We start from the raw sequence: 16,629 nt of genomic DNA on the forward strand, positions 1-16,629 counted from the left end.
ACGACGGCAAAATCCCATCGGCATACAGCCTCGGAAAGATCAATCTAGTCCCTGAGATCATAGGCCTGGGCAGCATTACCGCCCCGTATCGCCTGATGCTCGTGTGGTGACAGACCGGTTAACAGCGTATCGGTCGCCTCGAGCCATCGTTCATAACTGCTGTTTAATGTGCAAACCGGCCAGTCGCTGCCCCAGATCAGGCGATAGGGCCCGAATGTGTTCAGCAGGTGATCCACATAAGGCTTCAAGTCTTCTACCGTCCAATTCGCCCCGGCCTCGGTCACCAACCCGGAAAGCTTGCACCAGGCGCTTGTATTTCGGGCCAATGTCGACATGTCTTCTTGCCAGCCCTCCATGACTCCCTCCCGGATCAGGGGCTTGGCACCGTGATCAATTACCGTGCGCATATGTGGGTGCCGTTCCAGCAGCTGTTGAAGCGGCCCCAGATGTCGCGGCAGGGTCAGCGCATCAAAGGTAAGGTTTGACTGTTGCAGAGCGTCAAAAGCCGGTGTCAGCCCATCCTTGAGCATCCATAATGGGTCGGGAATGTCCTGAACCATGGGGCGCAAACCGACAAAGACCGGGTGGCCAGCCAGTCGTGCGATTTGTTCCGGTGCGTCGGCGGCCTCAAAATCAACCCATCCGACAACGCCTTTTATGAACGGGGCCTGCTCGGCAAGCGACAGCAGATACTCGGTCTCAGCAGCTGTCGGCGCAGCCTGTACCAAGACCGTACCGTCAATTCCCGCTCCTTTCAGCAATGGGGCAAGATCCGCGGGCGCGAAATCCGCGTAAATCGGCCCCAGATCCGGTGTCAGCCAGCCATAGTCTTCGCGCGCCAATGTCCAAAAATGCTGATGGGCGTCGATCTTCATCCAAGAACACCCTTTTTCAGGATGATGTTGCCATACAGCCGACGTTCGCCGGTTTGCACGATCGCAAAAGCTGTGGCCGCCCGGTCGTAAAAGGCGAAACGTTCAAGGCCCTGTATCGTGGCCGGGTGGTCCGCTATTTCGCTGATAATGGTCTGAAAATCGGCTATGGCCTCAGGTATAGCATCCGGATCGCCAACAACCTGCATGGTCAGGGCCGGGTCAGGCACAAATGTGTCCAACGGCATGACAGACAAAATAGCTCTTAGGATTTCGCTGGCGCTTGACCCGTCGGCACGTATGCAGCCCGGCCCAGAGCTCGAGCCGGGGAAATTCGCATCCGCAATCACGATTTCATCGCCATGCCCCATAGCGCGCAGGGTGTACAACAGGTCAGGCGACAGGATGGGATCAATATTACGCAGCATAGGCAGCCTCTCCGGGAAGGGGGGCGTCGGAACGGATCAATCCTTCCGAACACAGATCAGACCAAAGCGCAGCGGGGATTTGACGTTCGAGCAGGGCCGCATTGGCCTGCACCTCGGCAGCATTCACCGCGCCGGGGACAACGGTTTTGACGCAGGGATGGCCAAGGACAAATTGCAAGGCAGCAGCGATCAGTGGCGTATCATGGGCTGAGCAGACAGCCTCGATTTGGCGAACTCGGGCAAGGATGTCCTCGGGAGCATCAGCATAATTGTATTTCGCACCGGGAACAGCGCCGGTTGCGAGGATACCCGAGTTGTACGGCCCGCCAAGAATTATGCCCACATCCCGCTTTTCGCAAAGGGGTAGAAAGCTATCTAAAGCGTCTTGTTCCAAGAGGGTATAACGGCCTGCCAGAAGAAACCCGTCAAAGTCGCCCAAGCCCAATAATTTTTCGCAGACCTGCCATTCATTTACACCGGCTCCAATGGCGGAGATTTCACCGGCTTCACGAAGTTCAACCAGAGCTTTGTATCCGCCGCCATCGAACAGTTCTCGGATCTTGGCATCAGATGCCTCCTGACTGCCCTGACTGAACGCACAGACGTCATGCACAAGCAGGATATCGGCGCATGAGACACCCAACCGGTCGCGGCTGGCGTCGTAGGATCGCATGACCCCGTCATAGGTATAGTCGAAAACGATACGTTTCTGCGGCACATCAACAAAGGCTTCGGGTGTGACATGATGCGGTGCGCAATCCAGCAGCAGACGCCCGATCTTGGTCGAAAGTTGAATCTCTTCGCGTCCGAACCGGGCAATAGCCTGGCCAAATCGTTGCTCTGAGCGGCCCAACCCATATTGCGGTGCAGTGTCAAAAAATCGGATACCCAAATCAAAGGCTGCCTGCAGCGCAGCCTGCGCATCCTCATCTGATACTTTGCGATAGAGATTCCCCAAAGGCGCGCCACCAAAACCCATCCGAGTCAGCGGAACGGGTCGCGCCGTGCGGCCATTTAGAAGCTCTGTTGCGGTAACTGTCATCCTGCCTCGCGTATTGGATGAGGGGAGTCCGTGAAAAGGTGGGACTGTTCCTGCTGCAAGCGTTGAATCCGAGGCATCAACTGCCCCAGATGACGTTGCATGGCGTCCTGTGCAGCTTTTTCATCTCTCTCAAGAATAGCGTTGAAAATGGCGCGGTGTTCGGCCAGCGTTTCCACCACCCGGCCCGGGGTGGGCAGCAGCAGCATTCGCGCTCTGGTCACTTGCAGTGAAACGGTTTGCGCGACGTCGCTTAACCTGTTGAATCCTGTGAATTTCATCAGCAGGCCGTGGAATTCTTCATCCGCCTCGTAAAAGCCGGGGACATCTTCATCTTCGATCAGCAGCTCTTGCAGACGCATGTTGCGGCCCAGTATCTTGCGCTGATCCTCGGTCAAATCGCGCGCGACTTTGGCGACCGTCGCAAGTTCAAGTGCTTCACGCAGGAACATACCCTCGCGAATTTCGGACATCGAGAAATAGGATACGCGCGTGCCGGATTGGGGCACTACATCCACCAGACCCTCGGAAGCAAGTCGGGCAATCGCCTCGGTCACGGGCGCACGCGAAACGCCAAGGCGTTCGCATATCGGCGCCTTCCTGAGGTTGTCGCCCGGCGCGAAGTCCAGCGACAGGATTGCATGCTTGATTGAGAGGTAAACGCGCTGAGACAACGAGCCCTCAGACGTAGAAATATCGCGCAGGTGCAGAGCGTTTATGTCCTGTGGTTTATTCATATTTGGTGACCTAGCATACTAACATGTTAGTTGACAAGTGCGTGTCCGACGATTAGCAGTCGGGATCAGCAAACAGGAAAATGATGCAACCAGATCAGAAAATAAAGGCTTCTCAGCCCGCAGCGCGCGATACAGTCAGGTTGAACCCGGACGACAATATCGTCATTGCACTCCGAGATCTGAAGATCGGCACGCAGCCTTCAGGGCTGAATGTCCCGCTTCGGGATCAGGTTCTACGTGGGCACAAGATTGCTATTGCCCCAATTTCTGCCGGAGAAAACGTCATTCGCTATGGTCAGATCATTGGTCAGGCAAAGGCAGATATCGCAGCCGGAGATCACGTCCATGTCCACAATCTTGGTATGGGGGCCCATCAGCAGGACTATGCCCATGCGACCGCAAATACCCCTTTGCCGCATATCGACGAAGAGCGGAGTTTTCTTGGGTATCACCGGTCCGATGGGAAGGTTGGCACGCGCAACTATATCGGAATTCTGACGACGGTGAATTGTTCGGGTTCAGTAGCCCGGTTCATCGCTGAAGCTGCCTCAAAACGTGGGTTGCTTGATCCATATCCCAACGTGGACGGGGTGGTGCCCATCGTGCATGGCACAGGCTGCGGTATGTCGGCTAAGGATGACGGCTATGCTACGTTGATGCGCACCCTGGCCGGGTACGCCCAGCACCCGAACTTTGCCGGCATTCTGCTGATCGGGCTGGGATGTGAGGTCATGCAAGTGGCCAGTCTGGTTGATGGCCGCCCCATCCGCGAGGACGGTGCCTTGCGCTATATGACCATCCAAAACGAAGGCGGTACGCGCCGCACGATCGAGCGCGGGCTTGCCGAGCTGGAGGGGATCGCTCGGCTCGCCAATCAGGCCGTCCGCAAGCCGGCTCGGATCAGTGCGATTACGGTCGGGATGCAATGCGGTGGTTCGGATGGTTATTCCGGCATCACTGCCAATCCGGCGCTTGGATATGCCTCTGATCTGCTTGTGCGCCATGGCGGAACAACAATCCTATCGGAAACCTCTGAAATTTATGGCGCCGAGCATCTTTTGACCCGGCGCGCAGAAACGCAGGAAATCGGCGAAAAACTGATCGAACGTATTCATTGGTGGGAAGATTACACCAAGCGCAATGGCGGCGAGATGGACAACAATCCAAGCCCCGGAAACAAGCGCGGTGGACTGACGACCATTCTTGAAAAGTCTCTGGGTGCGGTGGCCAAGGGGGGCACGGCCCCGATGCGCGACGTCTACAGATTTGGTGAAATTATCGACAAAAAGGGCTTTGTCTTCATGGACAGTCCCGGGTTCGATCCTTGCTCAGTCACGGGTCAGGTGGCGGCGGGTGCCAATTTGATCGTGTTTACCACGGGCAGGGGGTCGGTCTCCGGATATCAACCCACGCCCTGCATCAAGCTGGCGACGAATTCGGAAATGTTCGCCCGCATGTCCGAAGACATGGATCTGAATTGCGGCGACATCGTCACTGACGGGGTCAGTATCGAGGCCAAGGGCGAAGAGTTGTTCGAAATGTTGATCCGTGTCGCATCGGGCGAACAAACAAAAAGCGAAGAGCTTGGTTTTGGGGGCGTTGAATTTGTCCCCTGGCAAATCGGCGCTGTTATGTAGCCGCAGGTTCGTCAGAGGTAGGGGCAAAATGGGAGGAGAGATGGAAAAACTGGTCGAAATGAAGGGGATCGAAAAGTATTTCCCCGGTGTGCACGCGCTGAAATCCGTGCAGTTCGATCTGTTTTCGGGCGAAGTCCACGCGCTTATGGGGGAAAACGGGGCGGGTAAGAGTACGTTGATGAAAATCCTGTCCGGGATCTATCAGCGCGATGGCGGCGACTTGGCCATTCAAGGCAAATCAGCCAGTCCCACATCCCCGCGTGAGGCTCAGAACCTCGGGATCGGGATCATCCATCAGGAACTGAGTCTGATGAATGATCTGACCGTAGCGCAGAACATCTTTATCGGACGCGAGCCCCGGAAACGTTTTGGTCGCCTGGACGAGGCCGCGCTGAACGCTCAAACCGCTGAAATCTTCGGGGCGATGAACCTGAACCTTGATCCCAAAGCGCTGGTCGGCGGGTTGACCATTGCCAAACAGCAGATGGTCGAAATTGCCAAGGCGCTGTCCTATCGCTCCAAGGTTCTGGTCATGGACGAACCGACCGCAGCCCTGAACGATGCCGAGATTGCCGAGCTGTTCGTCATCATCCGCCGCCTGAGGGCCGAGGGGGTGGGGATTGTCTATATCAGCCACAAAATGGACGAGTTGAAACAGATCGCCGACCGCGTGACCGTCATGCGCGACGGCGAATATGTTGGCACTGTTGGTGCCAGCGACACGCCGATCAGCAAGATCATTGCGATGATGGTCGGGCGCGAAGTATCCGAAGACCCTCTGGATGTGCCGGACCTGAGCGATGCCGAGGTTTCTCTGGAAGTCGCAGGACTGACGCGGGGCACGGATCTGAAAGATGTCAGCTTTTCGGTCCGGAAGGGTGAAATCTTGGGCTTTGCTGGGCTGATGGGGGCAGGGCGGACCGAAGTTGCGCGGGCAATCTTTGGCGCTGACACTATCGATGGCGGTGAAATCCGGGTACATGGGCAGATCGTGTCCATCCGTTCCCCTGTGGATGCCGTGCGGGCTGGGATCGGGTACCTGTCCGAGGATCGCAAGCATTTCGGCCTCGCCACGGGAATGAACGTCCGCGACAATATCGCTCTGGCTTCGATGGATAGGTTTACCAGTGCCACCGGTGTTCTTAACGATAGCGAAATCAGCACTACGGCCAAAGACTATATCGCCCAGCTTGGCATTCGCACACCCTCGGATGTGCAAGAGGTGCGCCTGTTGTCCGGCGGCAATCAGCAAAAGGTAGTCATCGCAAAATGGCTTTTGCGAGATTGCGACATCCTGATCTTTGACGAACCCACGCGCGGTATTGATGTCGGTGCAAAATCGGAAATCTACAAACTGCTCGAAGAACTGGCCGCGCAGGGAAAGACGATCATCGTGATCTCATCCGAATTGCCGGAAATCATGCGCCTCAGCCACCGAATCGCCGTCATGTGCGAAGGCCGGCTGACCGGAATTCTGCCCGGCGGAAACAACACCACTCAGGAAGACATCATGCATCTGGCCACCCAACGCACGGCGGCGATGCAGGTCACAGGGACAGCAATATGACCACAGCAACGGATATAGACAAGAAAAAGCCCCTGGCGGGCCTGTCGGAAAGCGGCGCGTATCAAAAGCTGCTGGCCTTTGCCAGTCTCATCGCCCTGTTGATCGGCTTTTCGATCGCATCGCCGAACTTCATGCAGACCTCGAACATGATCGCCATTCTGCAGGCAACTTCGGTCAACGGCGTACTGGCCGTTGCCGCAACTCTGGTGATCATCACGGGCGGAATCGACCTGTCGGTTGGCACTTTGATGACCTTCTGCGCCGTGATTGCGGGCGTGGCCCTGACTTATCTCGGCATGCCCCTGCTTTTGGGTGTTGCTGCAGCCATTGCAGCGGGTGCGTTTTGTGGTCTGTGTTCGGGCACATTTGTGGCCAAAATGAAAATCCCGCCCTTCATCGCGACGCTGGGCATGATGCTGATCCTCAAGGGTCTATCGCTGGTTATCTCGGGCACACGACCGATCTATTTCAATGACACGCCTGGTTTCGATCAGATCTCGCGCGGGTCTCTGATTGGAGAAATCGTCCCCTCGGTACCTATCCCGAACGGCGTGCTGATCTTGTTTTTGGTCGCGATTGCAGCATCCTATATCCTCAGCCGCACTGTTTTGGGCCGCTATACGTTCGCTTTGGGATCAAACGAAGAGGCGGTCCGCTTGTCGGGTGTCAACACCGACGCCTGGAAGATGCGAATCTACGCGCTGGCCGGGGGAATTTGCGGCATCGGCGGCATCCTGATCGCCTCGCGCCTGAACTCGGCACAACCCGCTTTGGGGCTGGGATACGAACTTGAGGCCATCGCGGCTGTGGTCATTGGCGGAACCTCTCTGTCCGGCGGGCGCGGCACGATCCTGGGAACGCTCATCGGCGCGCTTATCATGGCTGTCCTGACCAATGGGCTGCGCGTTCTGTCTGTCGCGCAGGAATGGCAGACCGTTGTCACCGGCGCGATCATCATTCTGGCCGTCTATGCCGACATGGCGCGGCGCAAAAAGACCGGGTGAACAATTTTTAGAACCAAAGAAGATAACGACCAACTGGAGGAGAATATCATGTTAACACGTCGTTTCGTTCTGGGGGTGCTCAGCGCAGCCACCCTCGCAGCTCCGGCCTCGATGGCCATGGCGGAAGAAATCTATATTCCGCTGGTATCCAAAGGGTTCCAGCACCAATTCTGGCAGGCGGTAAAGCAGGGCGCCGAACAGGCAGCCGAAGAGTTTGACGTCACAATCACATTCGAAGGACCGGACAACGAAACGATGGTCGACCGTCAGATCGACATGCTGGCCGCAGCACTGGCAAACAATCCAAAAGCCATCGGCTTTGCCGCACTCGACAGTCAGGCCGCCATTCCGTTGCTGAAGCAGGCAAATGACAAGGGTATCCCGATCATCGCTTTTGACAGCGGTGTCGACAGTGATATTCCTGTTTCTACTGCCACAACCGACAACCTAGCTGCAGCGGGGCTTGCCGCTGACAAAATGGCCGAAAAGATTGGTGGAAAAGGCAAAGTTGCAGTGGTAGCCCACGACCAGACCAGCCGCACTGGCATTGACCGCCGCGATGGATTTGTGAACCGCATTGCGGAAAAATACCCTGATATCGAGGTTGTCACCGTTCAGTACGGGCAGGGAGACCATCTGAAATCAACCGAGGTGACAAAAGCGATCCTCACTGCAAACCCCGATCTGGATGGTATTTTCGGCACCAATGAAGGCTCTGCCATTGGTGTCGTGAACGGGGTTCAGGAATTGGGCACCGAGGGCCTTGTCATTATTGGCTATGACAGCGGCAAAGCCCAAAAAGACGCGATCAAAAGTGGTCTGATGACCGGGGCAATCACCCAGAACCCGGTTGGTATCGGCTATGAAACGGTCAAGGCGGCCGTCGCGGCGATGAAAGGCGAAGAAGTCCCGGCCCTAATCGACACCGGCTTTTACTATTACGATGCTTCCAATATTGACGATCCGAAGATCGCGGCAGTTCTTTACGACTAAGAGCCTGACAGCTTAATACGGACCGGTTCGTCCGATCGGCGGACCGGTTTTTTTGTTTTACTGGGTTGCAACAATCATCTTTTCTGTTTGTGGCGTTTTCATGCTATCCTCTACGGGTTATTTTTTTGATGTTTATTGAAGGTTGAAATTCCGGTGAAAAAAAAGCCCAGCAACAAGACCTATGTCCTGCGTCCCCTGGAAAAATCCGATCTTGAGACAATTCTGCCCTGGTTTCAAAATGTAGAGGATTTAGCCAAATTCGAACGCGTGTCCCGCATTCCTCTTAATCTTGCACAGACAGAGGAAAGCTGGAGCGACATGTTCACCGGCTCAGCCATCGGCCGCAGGTGTTGGTTCGTTGTTGAGAATTCGGCGGGAAAGCTGGTCGGCATGAGCGGCCTCGAGGGGATATCGCCGATCAATCGCGATGCTGTCGTTGCGATGTTCGTCGATCATTCGGTGCGCCGCCATGGAGTTGGTATCAGGGCGACGGCTTTGGTCGCCGATTTCGCCTTTCGACAACTGGGGCTGAACCGGCTGACTTCGTATTATAGGGCGGATAATGTCAGCAGCAGAGACCTGGTTGCCAGACTGGGGTGCCAGATCGAGGGGTCGATGCGTCAGGCCTGGTTTGCAGATGGTCAATTTCACGATATGGTTGTGGTCGGGTTGCTGAGCAGCGATTGGTTCGAAAACCGAAATTCACTGGCGAAAGAATTGGGCGGTGAAACCATCGTTAAGCTTGGCAATAATGCCTCGGATTGCTGGTGTTGGCCCCCGCAAGAGACTGGGTCGGACTAAGAGACGTTATTACCAATCATTTCAAATCTTTTTTTGTTATACAAAAGTTAGGGTTCGTTCAGAACTCAGGAATCGAGTACCGCCAGTGAATACAGTTAACCCGAATTCATCAATCACTCAGAAGCTGGGTGCAGTCTTATTTGCAGATGTCGTCGGCTATTCTCGCCTGATGAGCGAGAACGAACTCGACACCTACAACGCTTTGAAGACACTTCTATCGCAGATCGAAGCCGCATGCGCCCGTTATCAGGGGCGTGTTGTCGAAGTGCGCGGTGACGGCATCCTGGCCCTGTTTGAAACAGCGACCAGTGCGGTCGAATTTGGTGTTGAGCTGCACCAAATTTCTGCCCAGCATAACGATTCAGGATCAGATCAACAGCAAATCAAGTTTCGCGTTGGCATCCATCTTGGAGAGATCCTGATAGATGAGCGTGGAATTCATGGCGACAACGTCAACATTGCAGCGCGATTGCAAGAAATTGCGGAACCCGAGCGGGTCTATGTCAGCTCTGCGGTGTATGATCAGGTTTGTAACCGGTTGCGGTATGGGTACGAATTTCTCGGTCCGCAGCATCTGAAGAACATTCTTTCGCCGGTTTCAACCTACTGTGTCCGCAGCGAGGTTGCCGGTGCTACTTTGGCGGGCACTATGCGTCCCGACGCAATTGTCGATCTGTTGGAACGCCCGGACACTCCGTCGGTCGCTGTGCTACCGTTCAGCATCAGCGGCGGGGATGAGTCTGACGGCTGGATTGCCGATGGTCTGACCGACGACATCATTCTGAACCTTTCCAAATTCAGAAACCTTTTCGTCATCGCCCGAAACTCATCATTCTTCTTCAGGGCGCAGTCCATGCCACCGAAGGAAGCCGCAAGAAAGCTGAATGTCCGGTATATCGCCCGTGGCAGTGTGCGTCGCTCTTCCAGTCGAATCCGCATTACTGCGGAACTGGTCGATGCAAACACTGAACGCACGATTTGGGGTGAGCGGTTTGATCGAAACATTGACGATATATTTGATATTCTGGACGAGGTGACTGAATGTATCGTCGCGGCCACGGCCGTAATGATCGAATCCCATGAGCGCCAAGTTATGGTTCAGGCCGTTCCTTCAGATCTGGAGGCATATGGCTCTGTCCTGCAGGGGCAGCAGCACATCTTCAAATACACGCGCAACGACAACCGCAAGGCACAGAATTTCTATCAATCTGCGCTGGAACGGGACGGCAACTATGCCCGTGCCGCCGCCGCCTTGTCCCGAACGTTGAATCTGGATTGGCGATACTCGTGGACCGAAGATCCAGGCAGTGCTTTCGAGCAGGCGCTGTCTTTGGCACAGCGGTCGATCGAATTGGACCCAACAGACGCACGGGGATTTGGCGAGCTGGGATTTGTCCACCTGTATCGCAAGGAACATAGTGCGGCGCTACAGTCTTACCAACGTGCTTTGGCTCTCAACCCCAATGATGCGGATATGCATTCGGATTTCGCCGATGCGCTTGCACATTCGGGGGAAAATGAGACCGCCATCACGCATCTGCAACAGGCCATGCGTCTGAACCCGTACTTTCCGGATCAGTATCTCTGGCACCTCGGCGGCGCCTATTACAATCTCAGGCGCTATGAAGATGTTATCGAAACCGTCAACAAGATGAACAATCCGACCGAGGGTCAACGGATGCTGGCCGCCAGCCATGCGCAGCTGGGCAACATGGATATGGCACGTATGATTGCTGAAAAGCACCGCGCCGCACACCCGAACTTTTCTTTGTCACGCTGGGCCAAGGTGCTGCCCGACCGTCTGGAAGACGACACGCAGCACTTTGTCGAAGGGCTGAAAAAAGCGGGATTTTAGAACGGAAAAAGGCGCGAGAACCCGCGCCTTCTTTGCTGACTTTGTCCGAAGATCAGTCGCCGCCGCGTACTTTGGCTCCGCTAACCTTAGCGCCACTGACCTTGGCTCCGCTGACTTTCGCGCCACTGACCTTGGCGCCACTTACTTTGGCACCGCTGACCTTTGCACCGCTGATAGCAGGGCTGTCAAAGCCGAAATAGAGGTCTAAAAGAACCTGTTCGAACTGGCCTGTCGTGACATCCATGCGCATGGTCTGATCGGACTTATCATAGCTCCAGTACTTGATACCGTCAGCGACCTGATAGTCCGCCGCCGCAACACCGCCGATCGAAGGATCCGTGGGCGCGCGCGAGGCCTGGTTTGGTGGCTCGCCCTTCTTGGCGACGTCTTGACCATTGCCGTGAACCAGGAAAATCACCGGCTCGGGCAGGTCGTAATAGGTGCCTTCATAGGCAAACCCGTAAATCTTGGCAAATTTTGCTTCGTCATTTCCTGAACTCGCGAGTTGCTCATCAAGATGTTTGTTGTTGCCTTTGCCTCTGCTTTTCTTTTTCGCAGGGTCGTAATCCAAATCGTCGATAACTCTGCCGTAAATCAACACTTCCGAAAAACTGAGCAAGGATTCCGCCATAAACTCATCTCCCAAATATGGGTTCATCACCCGAACCCCCTTCGATTAAATCCCGAGGATGACCGCATCGGTGTCTCCTCAAAAATCACCCCGCCTCTAAATGCCATAAATCTGCCGAAAAAAAAAGAATTTTGCTGTCATCAGTCTGGAACCTGCGTGCGGACGGAGTGTGCGTGACTGTCTTCATCGGGGTCCGGCAGCCGCGGACCGGCAGTTGCCACCCCGATATCACGCATCCGAAAGTTACCTTCGATGATCCGACGGAAGGCACCCCCGGTAATTTCCTGATCCACCGCCAGCATAGCCTTTTCGACACCGAAATAGCTGAGCATATCGGCGTCCAACATGCTCCAGGCGTCGGCCAGATAGGTGCCCAGGAAATCGCGCGCCTCAAGAAGTGCTACGCGGAATCCATCAGGGTTTTCGGCATATCGCTTGTCAAAAATACCCTGCATGACCGCGCTGTAATCGGGTGAATCCTCTAGCTGATCGGACAGGTCTTCCTCGGCCTGTGTGATAAGGTCATGAACCAACAGGCGCTCATGATAGATGTCCACCAAAATGTCGAACATTGCACCTGTCAGTGGCTCGGAAAGTGCATGTTCACTGGACCATCCGGCAGCGAATTCCGATAGTGACCGGTTGTTTGCGGCCGTTCTGATCTGTGCATTTTCCGAAAGCTCGGCAAAGCGATTCAGCCGGTTGAAGCTGTAGAGATTGCCTTTGGTGTTTTCCAACAGCGTCTCTACCACTGAGCCAAAATGCAAAGAGGCCAGAAGCGCCACCATATCGGCGGCTGATTCATGGAACCCGTAATATTCACCCGAGACATCTCCGTCGGTGGGCATGCCCACGACGCTGTAAATGATTGAGTGGCCGATTTCATGTGCGACCACGTCGAAATTCAGGCTGTAGGGGCGATATTCGTCCCCGTGTTCGTGGGTGCCCCCGGTTTCAAGGAAACCCCAACCGATATGCGCATTGTCCAGGCTTGGCAGCAGCGACAGTTCCAGCCGGTCAAAATCGCGGGCGAAATGCCATGGGATTGGTCGGTCAAAATAGCCCTGCCAGACATCCATCGTGAAATGCGCCGAGCCAAACAGATGCGCTGCCTCAAAAGCCGGGTCTGACGGGCCAATATGGATAAAGTTACCGAACTCATCAGGCATTGCAGGGGGATGGATATATCCGTTCCAGGGCGGCAGATACATTCCCGGACCATCCGGTCCGGGCACGATGGCCCCATAGGGTGTAGTCTTTCCGACAGGGTTAACCGTGTACATGCGCTGACCCGATGGACCTGGGCCGATACTGCCCTGCGGGGCCGATATTTCGACTAGCTCAAGCTGTGGGTCCTCTTCCAGAAAAGGGGATTGCGGATACAGCAGAAATCGCGTTCCAGGCTCTTCTTCATCAAGGTGATCTGGTAAGTTCACAATACCCCCCTTTCAGGCCACGCCTCGGATCCGCCTTGGGCGGCTAGTCAACGGTACTATTTAATCCGGCATCCGCGTGACAAAACAAATACTCTGCTTCTATCAAATCAAAAAATGCTTCCCGCCCGGCCAATCCAAGTGAAACTGCATATGATTCAAGATCATCCGGCACTGGTTGGTCAAGCTGTGTTTCAAAATACCACATAACCATAGGTAGGCGCCCGCTTGCGGGACCGCCTCGGGCAGTCATTGATTCAGCTCCCCTTTGTGCCTTGCGATGGGCACGATCCCGCAATTCGGCATAGCTCCCGTCACGGCGCAACTCGCGCAAAAGCGATGAGTCAAGGACCGAAGCCCGAGAGGTAATGTGGCCATGCACCCGAGCGGCATCGGCCAGCATCGCCTCGTATTCCTCGACACTCAGATCATTCTCGTCCAGCCATGCCATCAAAGCGGCGCGGCGCGACAGGCCGGCTTTTTGCCGGTGCGCATCCATTTGTGCCATCAGGGCAGGGCGGTCAGGCTCTTCATCCCGCCGATCAGCCTCTTCCCGCGCCAGCAGTGTCAGCGCGGCCCGTTCACGCAGCCGCGTATACATGTCCGGGTTCAGCCTGACTTCGTCGATAACCGCCTGATCGGCCTTCTGATCGGCATCCACTCGGGCACGCAGCCCTTTCCACATCAGCGTTTTTTCGGTCAGTTGCTGCGTCGCCGGGAAGGGAAGGTCGTTTGCCAGATCTTCGGCCATACGCCCAAGCATCTCAACGGCATCACGCGCTTTTGCATCGACCTTGCCGTTTGGCAGCCAGTCCACAAAACTCTGGATATCAGAAAGCCCGTTCAACGCGTCAATAATGTTGGGCCAACTGCGCTGACGATAGTTCATGCCTTTGGCAATCCGCAGAACCTCTGCGGCACGTTCATCGACCAACATGCCTAGATTTTGCGCCTCCTCAACCGTTGCTCGGACCGAGACCATGGGCTCGCTCAATGGCAAATAGCCCAATTCTGCCGGGCTGTGCAGGACCGCAACTTCGTCGTCATCCTGCAGGGTTTGGCTGTAGAAATCCTCAAAGATTCGACCCACGCCGATCATACCGAAATCAGCCAACTCTGCCGCGCGCAAAGCACCCATGCTGGCACTGCCATAAACGGGGATTCCCTGATCCATCGCCCAAAGAATCTCTTTGTGCCAGACCGACGGGACGCCCTCAAAAAAGCCGTCTATTATCCCGATCGCACGCGGACGATCACGTGCCACGCGATATACGTCCCCCTGCCGGACCGGGGGCAAGATCACAGGGTCCAAACATTGGGCCACAGCATCGGCAGTCAACGTCGGGCCCACAAAAATAACGACACTCATCCGTATGTTTCCATTACACGCTGCGCGCGTTCCCCGGCGATATAATCGGGGTCGTCATGAGGCGCTTCAAGCCCCGGTATGACAGCTCGGACAACGGCGATCTCATATTCCGGGCGCGATAGATCGACCGTGATCACCTGCGAAATACCTACAGTTTCGAGGCGGGTAGTCAGCAAGTTCAAATCCTCTTGGAATGATCCGGTGGCATATGTCGGAGTATTCGAAAAATCCTGCGTAGCGTCCGAGCTGTCAATCTGATTGCGAATATAGGCACATCTTTCGGTCTGCGCCTGGTCAGTAAACTCTTCTGGGTCCAGATCATCACGCGCGCCAGAGATATAGGTGAGGCGGGTTTGTGCCGCTTCGGTCAGGGCCCGCAACAAAGCAATGGCGCGATCTGGATGGCAGCCATCACCAATACCGATGTGGCCGTTCTGCCCGTCCGGCTCGCTGATCGTACATCGGAAACAGGCGATTCCGATGTCCGAGGTGGTGTCCCAGATGCCCAGGTTCAGGCCCGCCGCCTCAATCATGCTTATTGCGTCCTTGCACCTGTCATCATCGATAGTGTCTGGGTGGATCCGTGCTGGCGCGGACTGAAATTGCCACAGTGTGGTGGCATCGCGTTCGATGAGTTCAAAGATCGCATGGCAACTGGCTTCAAACAGGTTGTTGCCGGATGCCAAACCATTTGTCGTTCTGGGAAAGGCTACCTGCCCACCCATCGGCAAAGACGTATAATCGGTATCGACCATCTCCATTGGAACCCAACGGGCGCAAGCGGAATTCAAATCCCGACCCTCTACCCACAATCTGTTCGCATCAGGATCAAATCGGCCACCAGTTACCCGAGGTAGCTTATCAACATCCACCACCGGCGCATCGCGCGCTATATCGGTAAATCGTGCCAGACGCTGAGGCGCCGTTACCCGTTCCGCGTGCCAGCTTTCGATCGCTTCCATAACCCCCGACGCTTGCGCGGCCGGGACTGACAATCCCTTGCCGAGCGACACCGAAACCGATCGGGAATTCGGGCGCGCAACCATGACCGTGGGCAATCCGATACGATCCAGGCCGGTTAAGTTCGCAATTCGAGTAATGCCCATTTCACGCAGATAGGGCGCTACGATTTCCAATGTTTGGCTGGGGCTTCGCAGGCGATGAGTATCAAGCACATATTGCTTTTCCGATACGTCAGACATGATGCAACCTTGCCAAAAACAAAAGAAATTGGCCAGCAGGCGAAAATACATGCCGGTGACCGGATCAGCTCAGGATGGGGGATGATTTCATAGGGGTCAACTCTGCCGCCCATAATTGTCTCAACACGACAATCTACTTGCTGGACAATGATAAGCGCGGGCTGAACCAACTGTGTCCAGCAGCCAGCACCTAGAATCGAATTGCAGCAACGATATTCAAAGGATGCCGCATTATTTTAACATAATCTTCATTCTGCGACATTTATTTCGAGACCGGAAACCCAAAATGTCTCGAAAAGCTGTCAGAAGCGCGCCTTCTTTCGTGCGAAGGTCCCAAGGCAATCGGGAAAGTTGCTCTATTGAGTCTAATTTATAAAATATAATCAATGCAATACACTGAACTATGGTGCGGGTGGAGGGACTTGAACCCCCACGCCTTGCGGCGCCAGAACCTAAATCTGGTGCGTCTACCAATTTCGCCACACCCGCACGACCAGCAGCAGCTGCCGGAATGCCGCTCAATAGCAAAGCTTTTGAACGAGTGCGAGAGGGAAATTGTAGTTTACACGAAGAATATTGATGCCCGTTTCAGAACAAACCCAACCTCTGCTCAGAGGCACCACACAACCCGAAAACATATGAAAGACCGCACGACCACACCGACCGGAAAGGCCAATGGGCTTGCAGCTGACCAAGCTTTGCCTGACGCCGCCTAAAACAGAAATCTCGTAGACCAGGCAGACCCAAAAAAGACTTTGTGAAACATAGCGTCCTGTTAAAATTCACCATTGATGAACCTGCCAAATTTAAACACCCTCACGTTGTGCCGTGTTGTTGTTGCCTTTCCCGAAAGCGCACTTTGTTTGGGCGATGGATTCTGTCCCATGACAAGATTTTGCCAAATATGGAGCTGACCACATGTATGTAAAACTATAATTTAATAAATAGTTACACCCCATTTGGAGACCAGCTATCAAATTTGGCAGGCTGTGAACATCAGCCGATATGCTCATATTTTTATACGCTTTTTAGTTTAGTAGTGGGCCCGGGCAAGTCCGCAG

Annotated in this window: 14 protein-coding genes and 1 tRNA gene; 6 read left to right on the forward strand and 9 right to left on the reverse strand. The window is 54.9% G+C overall.

Features of this window, described 5'->3' with window-relative positions; translation table 11 throughout:
• Positions 1–44: 44 nt before the first annotated feature.
• The 4 genes from AC2FIP_RS10555 to AC2FIP_RS10570 are packed head-to-tail and all read right to left on the reverse strand — an operon-like array spanning position 45 to position 3,076.
• The gene (locus AC2FIP_RS10555) at positions 45–875 is read right to left on the reverse strand and encodes an amidohydrolase family protein (RefSeq protein WP_496786311.1); all 831 of its coding nucleotides are present in this window, start codon (positions 873–875) and stop codon (positions 45–47) included.
• Positions 872–1,300 carry an RbsD/FucU family protein gene (locus AC2FIP_RS10560; RefSeq protein ID WP_142636301.1) on the reverse strand — a complete coding sequence of 143 codons (429 nt, stop codon included), beginning with the start codon at positions 1,298–1,300 and terminating at the stop codon, positions 872–874. The genes AC2FIP_RS10555 and AC2FIP_RS10560 overlap by 4 nt, the downstream gene beginning before the upstream one ends.
• A complete protein-coding gene (locus AC2FIP_RS10565; protein ID WP_496786313.1) occupies positions 1,290–2,342 on the reverse strand; it encodes an aldo/keto reductase in 1,053 nt (350 codons plus the stop codon). Before AC2FIP_RS10565 ends, AC2FIP_RS10560 begins: the two co-directional genes overlap by 11 nt.
• Positions 2,339–3,076 carry a GntR family transcriptional regulator gene (locus AC2FIP_RS10570; RefSeq protein ID WP_496697013.1) on the reverse strand — a complete coding sequence of 246 codons (738 nt, stop codon included), beginning with the start codon at positions 3,074–3,076 and terminating at the stop codon, positions 2,339–2,341. The genes AC2FIP_RS10565 and AC2FIP_RS10570 overlap by 4 nt, the downstream gene beginning before the upstream one ends.
• An 83-nt stretch (positions 3,077–3,159) precedes the next feature.
• Between AC2FIP_RS10570 and AC2FIP_RS10575 the strand changes: the two genes are divergently transcribed.
• The 6 genes from AC2FIP_RS10575 to AC2FIP_RS10600 all read left to right on the forward strand — a co-directional run bounded on the left by AC2FIP_RS10575 (position 3,160) and on the right by AC2FIP_RS10600 (position 10,933).
• On the forward strand, positions 3,160–4,713 hold the full coding sequence (locus tag AC2FIP_RS10575) for a UxaA family hydrolase (RefSeq protein ID WP_496786452.1): 1,554 nt from the start codon (positions 3,160–3,162) through the stop codon (positions 4,711–4,713).
• A 40-nt stretch (positions 4,714–4,753) separates the two neighbouring features.
• Entirely contained in the window at positions 4,754–6,280 is a 1,527-nt protein-coding gene (locus tag AC2FIP_RS10580) for a sugar ABC transporter ATP-binding protein (RefSeq protein ID WP_496786315.1), read from the forward strand.
• Positions 6,277–7,284, forward strand: coding sequence for an ABC transporter permease (locus tag AC2FIP_RS10585; RefSeq protein ID WP_281995092.1), 1,008 nt, complete (start codon positions 6,277–6,279; stop codon positions 7,282–7,284). The genes AC2FIP_RS10580 and AC2FIP_RS10585 overlap by 4 nt, the downstream gene beginning before the upstream one ends.
• 48 nt (positions 7,285–7,332) lie before the next feature.
• Positions 7,333–8,277 carry an ABC transporter substrate-binding protein gene (locus AC2FIP_RS10590; protein ID WP_271948847.1) on the forward strand — a complete coding sequence of 315 codons (945 nt, stop codon included), beginning with the start codon at positions 7,333–7,335 and terminating at the stop codon, positions 8,275–8,277.
• 153 nt (positions 8,278–8,430) lie between these two features.
• Positions 8,431–9,078: a GNAT family N-acetyltransferase gene (locus tag AC2FIP_RS10595; protein WP_246097210.1), complete on the forward strand. Its 648-nt coding sequence runs from the start codon at positions 8,431–8,433 to the stop codon at positions 9,076–9,078.
• A gap of 85 nt (positions 9,079–9,163) precedes the next feature.
• Entirely contained in the window at positions 9,164–10,933 is a 1,770-nt protein-coding gene (locus tag AC2FIP_RS10600) for an adenylate/guanylate cyclase domain-containing protein (RefSeq protein ID WP_281286267.1), read from the forward strand.
• A gap of 52 nt (positions 10,934–10,985) precedes the next feature.
• Here the strand turns inward: AC2FIP_RS10600 and AC2FIP_RS10605 are convergent, their stop codons facing one another.
• The 5 genes from AC2FIP_RS10605 to AC2FIP_RS10625 all read right to left on the reverse strand — a co-directional run bounded on the left by AC2FIP_RS10605 (position 10,986) and on the right by AC2FIP_RS10625 (position 16,057).
• Positions 10,986–11,591, reverse strand: a complete 606-nt coding sequence (locus AC2FIP_RS10605) for a hypothetical protein (protein WP_496786317.1) — start codon at positions 11,589–11,591, stop codon at positions 10,986–10,988.
• Between the two features lie 113 nt (positions 11,592–11,704).
• On the reverse strand, positions 11,705–13,000 hold the full coding sequence (locus AC2FIP_RS10610; RefSeq protein WP_496786319.1) for a gluzincin family metallopeptidase: 1,296 nt from the start codon (positions 12,998–13,000) through the stop codon (positions 11,705–11,707).
• Between the two features lie 43 nt (positions 13,001–13,043).
• Positions 13,044–14,366, reverse strand: coding sequence for a TfuA-like protein (locus AC2FIP_RS10615; RefSeq protein ID WP_496786321.1), 1,323 nt, complete (start codon positions 14,364–14,366; stop codon positions 13,044–13,046).
• Positions 14,363–15,568: a YcaO-like family protein gene (locus AC2FIP_RS10620; protein ID WP_496786323.1), complete on the reverse strand. Its 1,206-nt coding sequence runs from the start codon at positions 15,566–15,568 to the stop codon at positions 14,363–14,365. The genes AC2FIP_RS10615 and AC2FIP_RS10620 overlap by 4 nt, the downstream gene beginning before the upstream one ends.
• 404 nt (positions 15,569–15,972) lie before the next feature.
• Positions 15,973–16,057 (reverse strand) — tRNA-Leu (locus tag AC2FIP_RS10625).
• Positions 16,058–16,629 lie beyond the last annotated feature (572 nt).

It is taken from the genome of Ruegeria sp. CDSB114, from assembly GCF_059611025.1.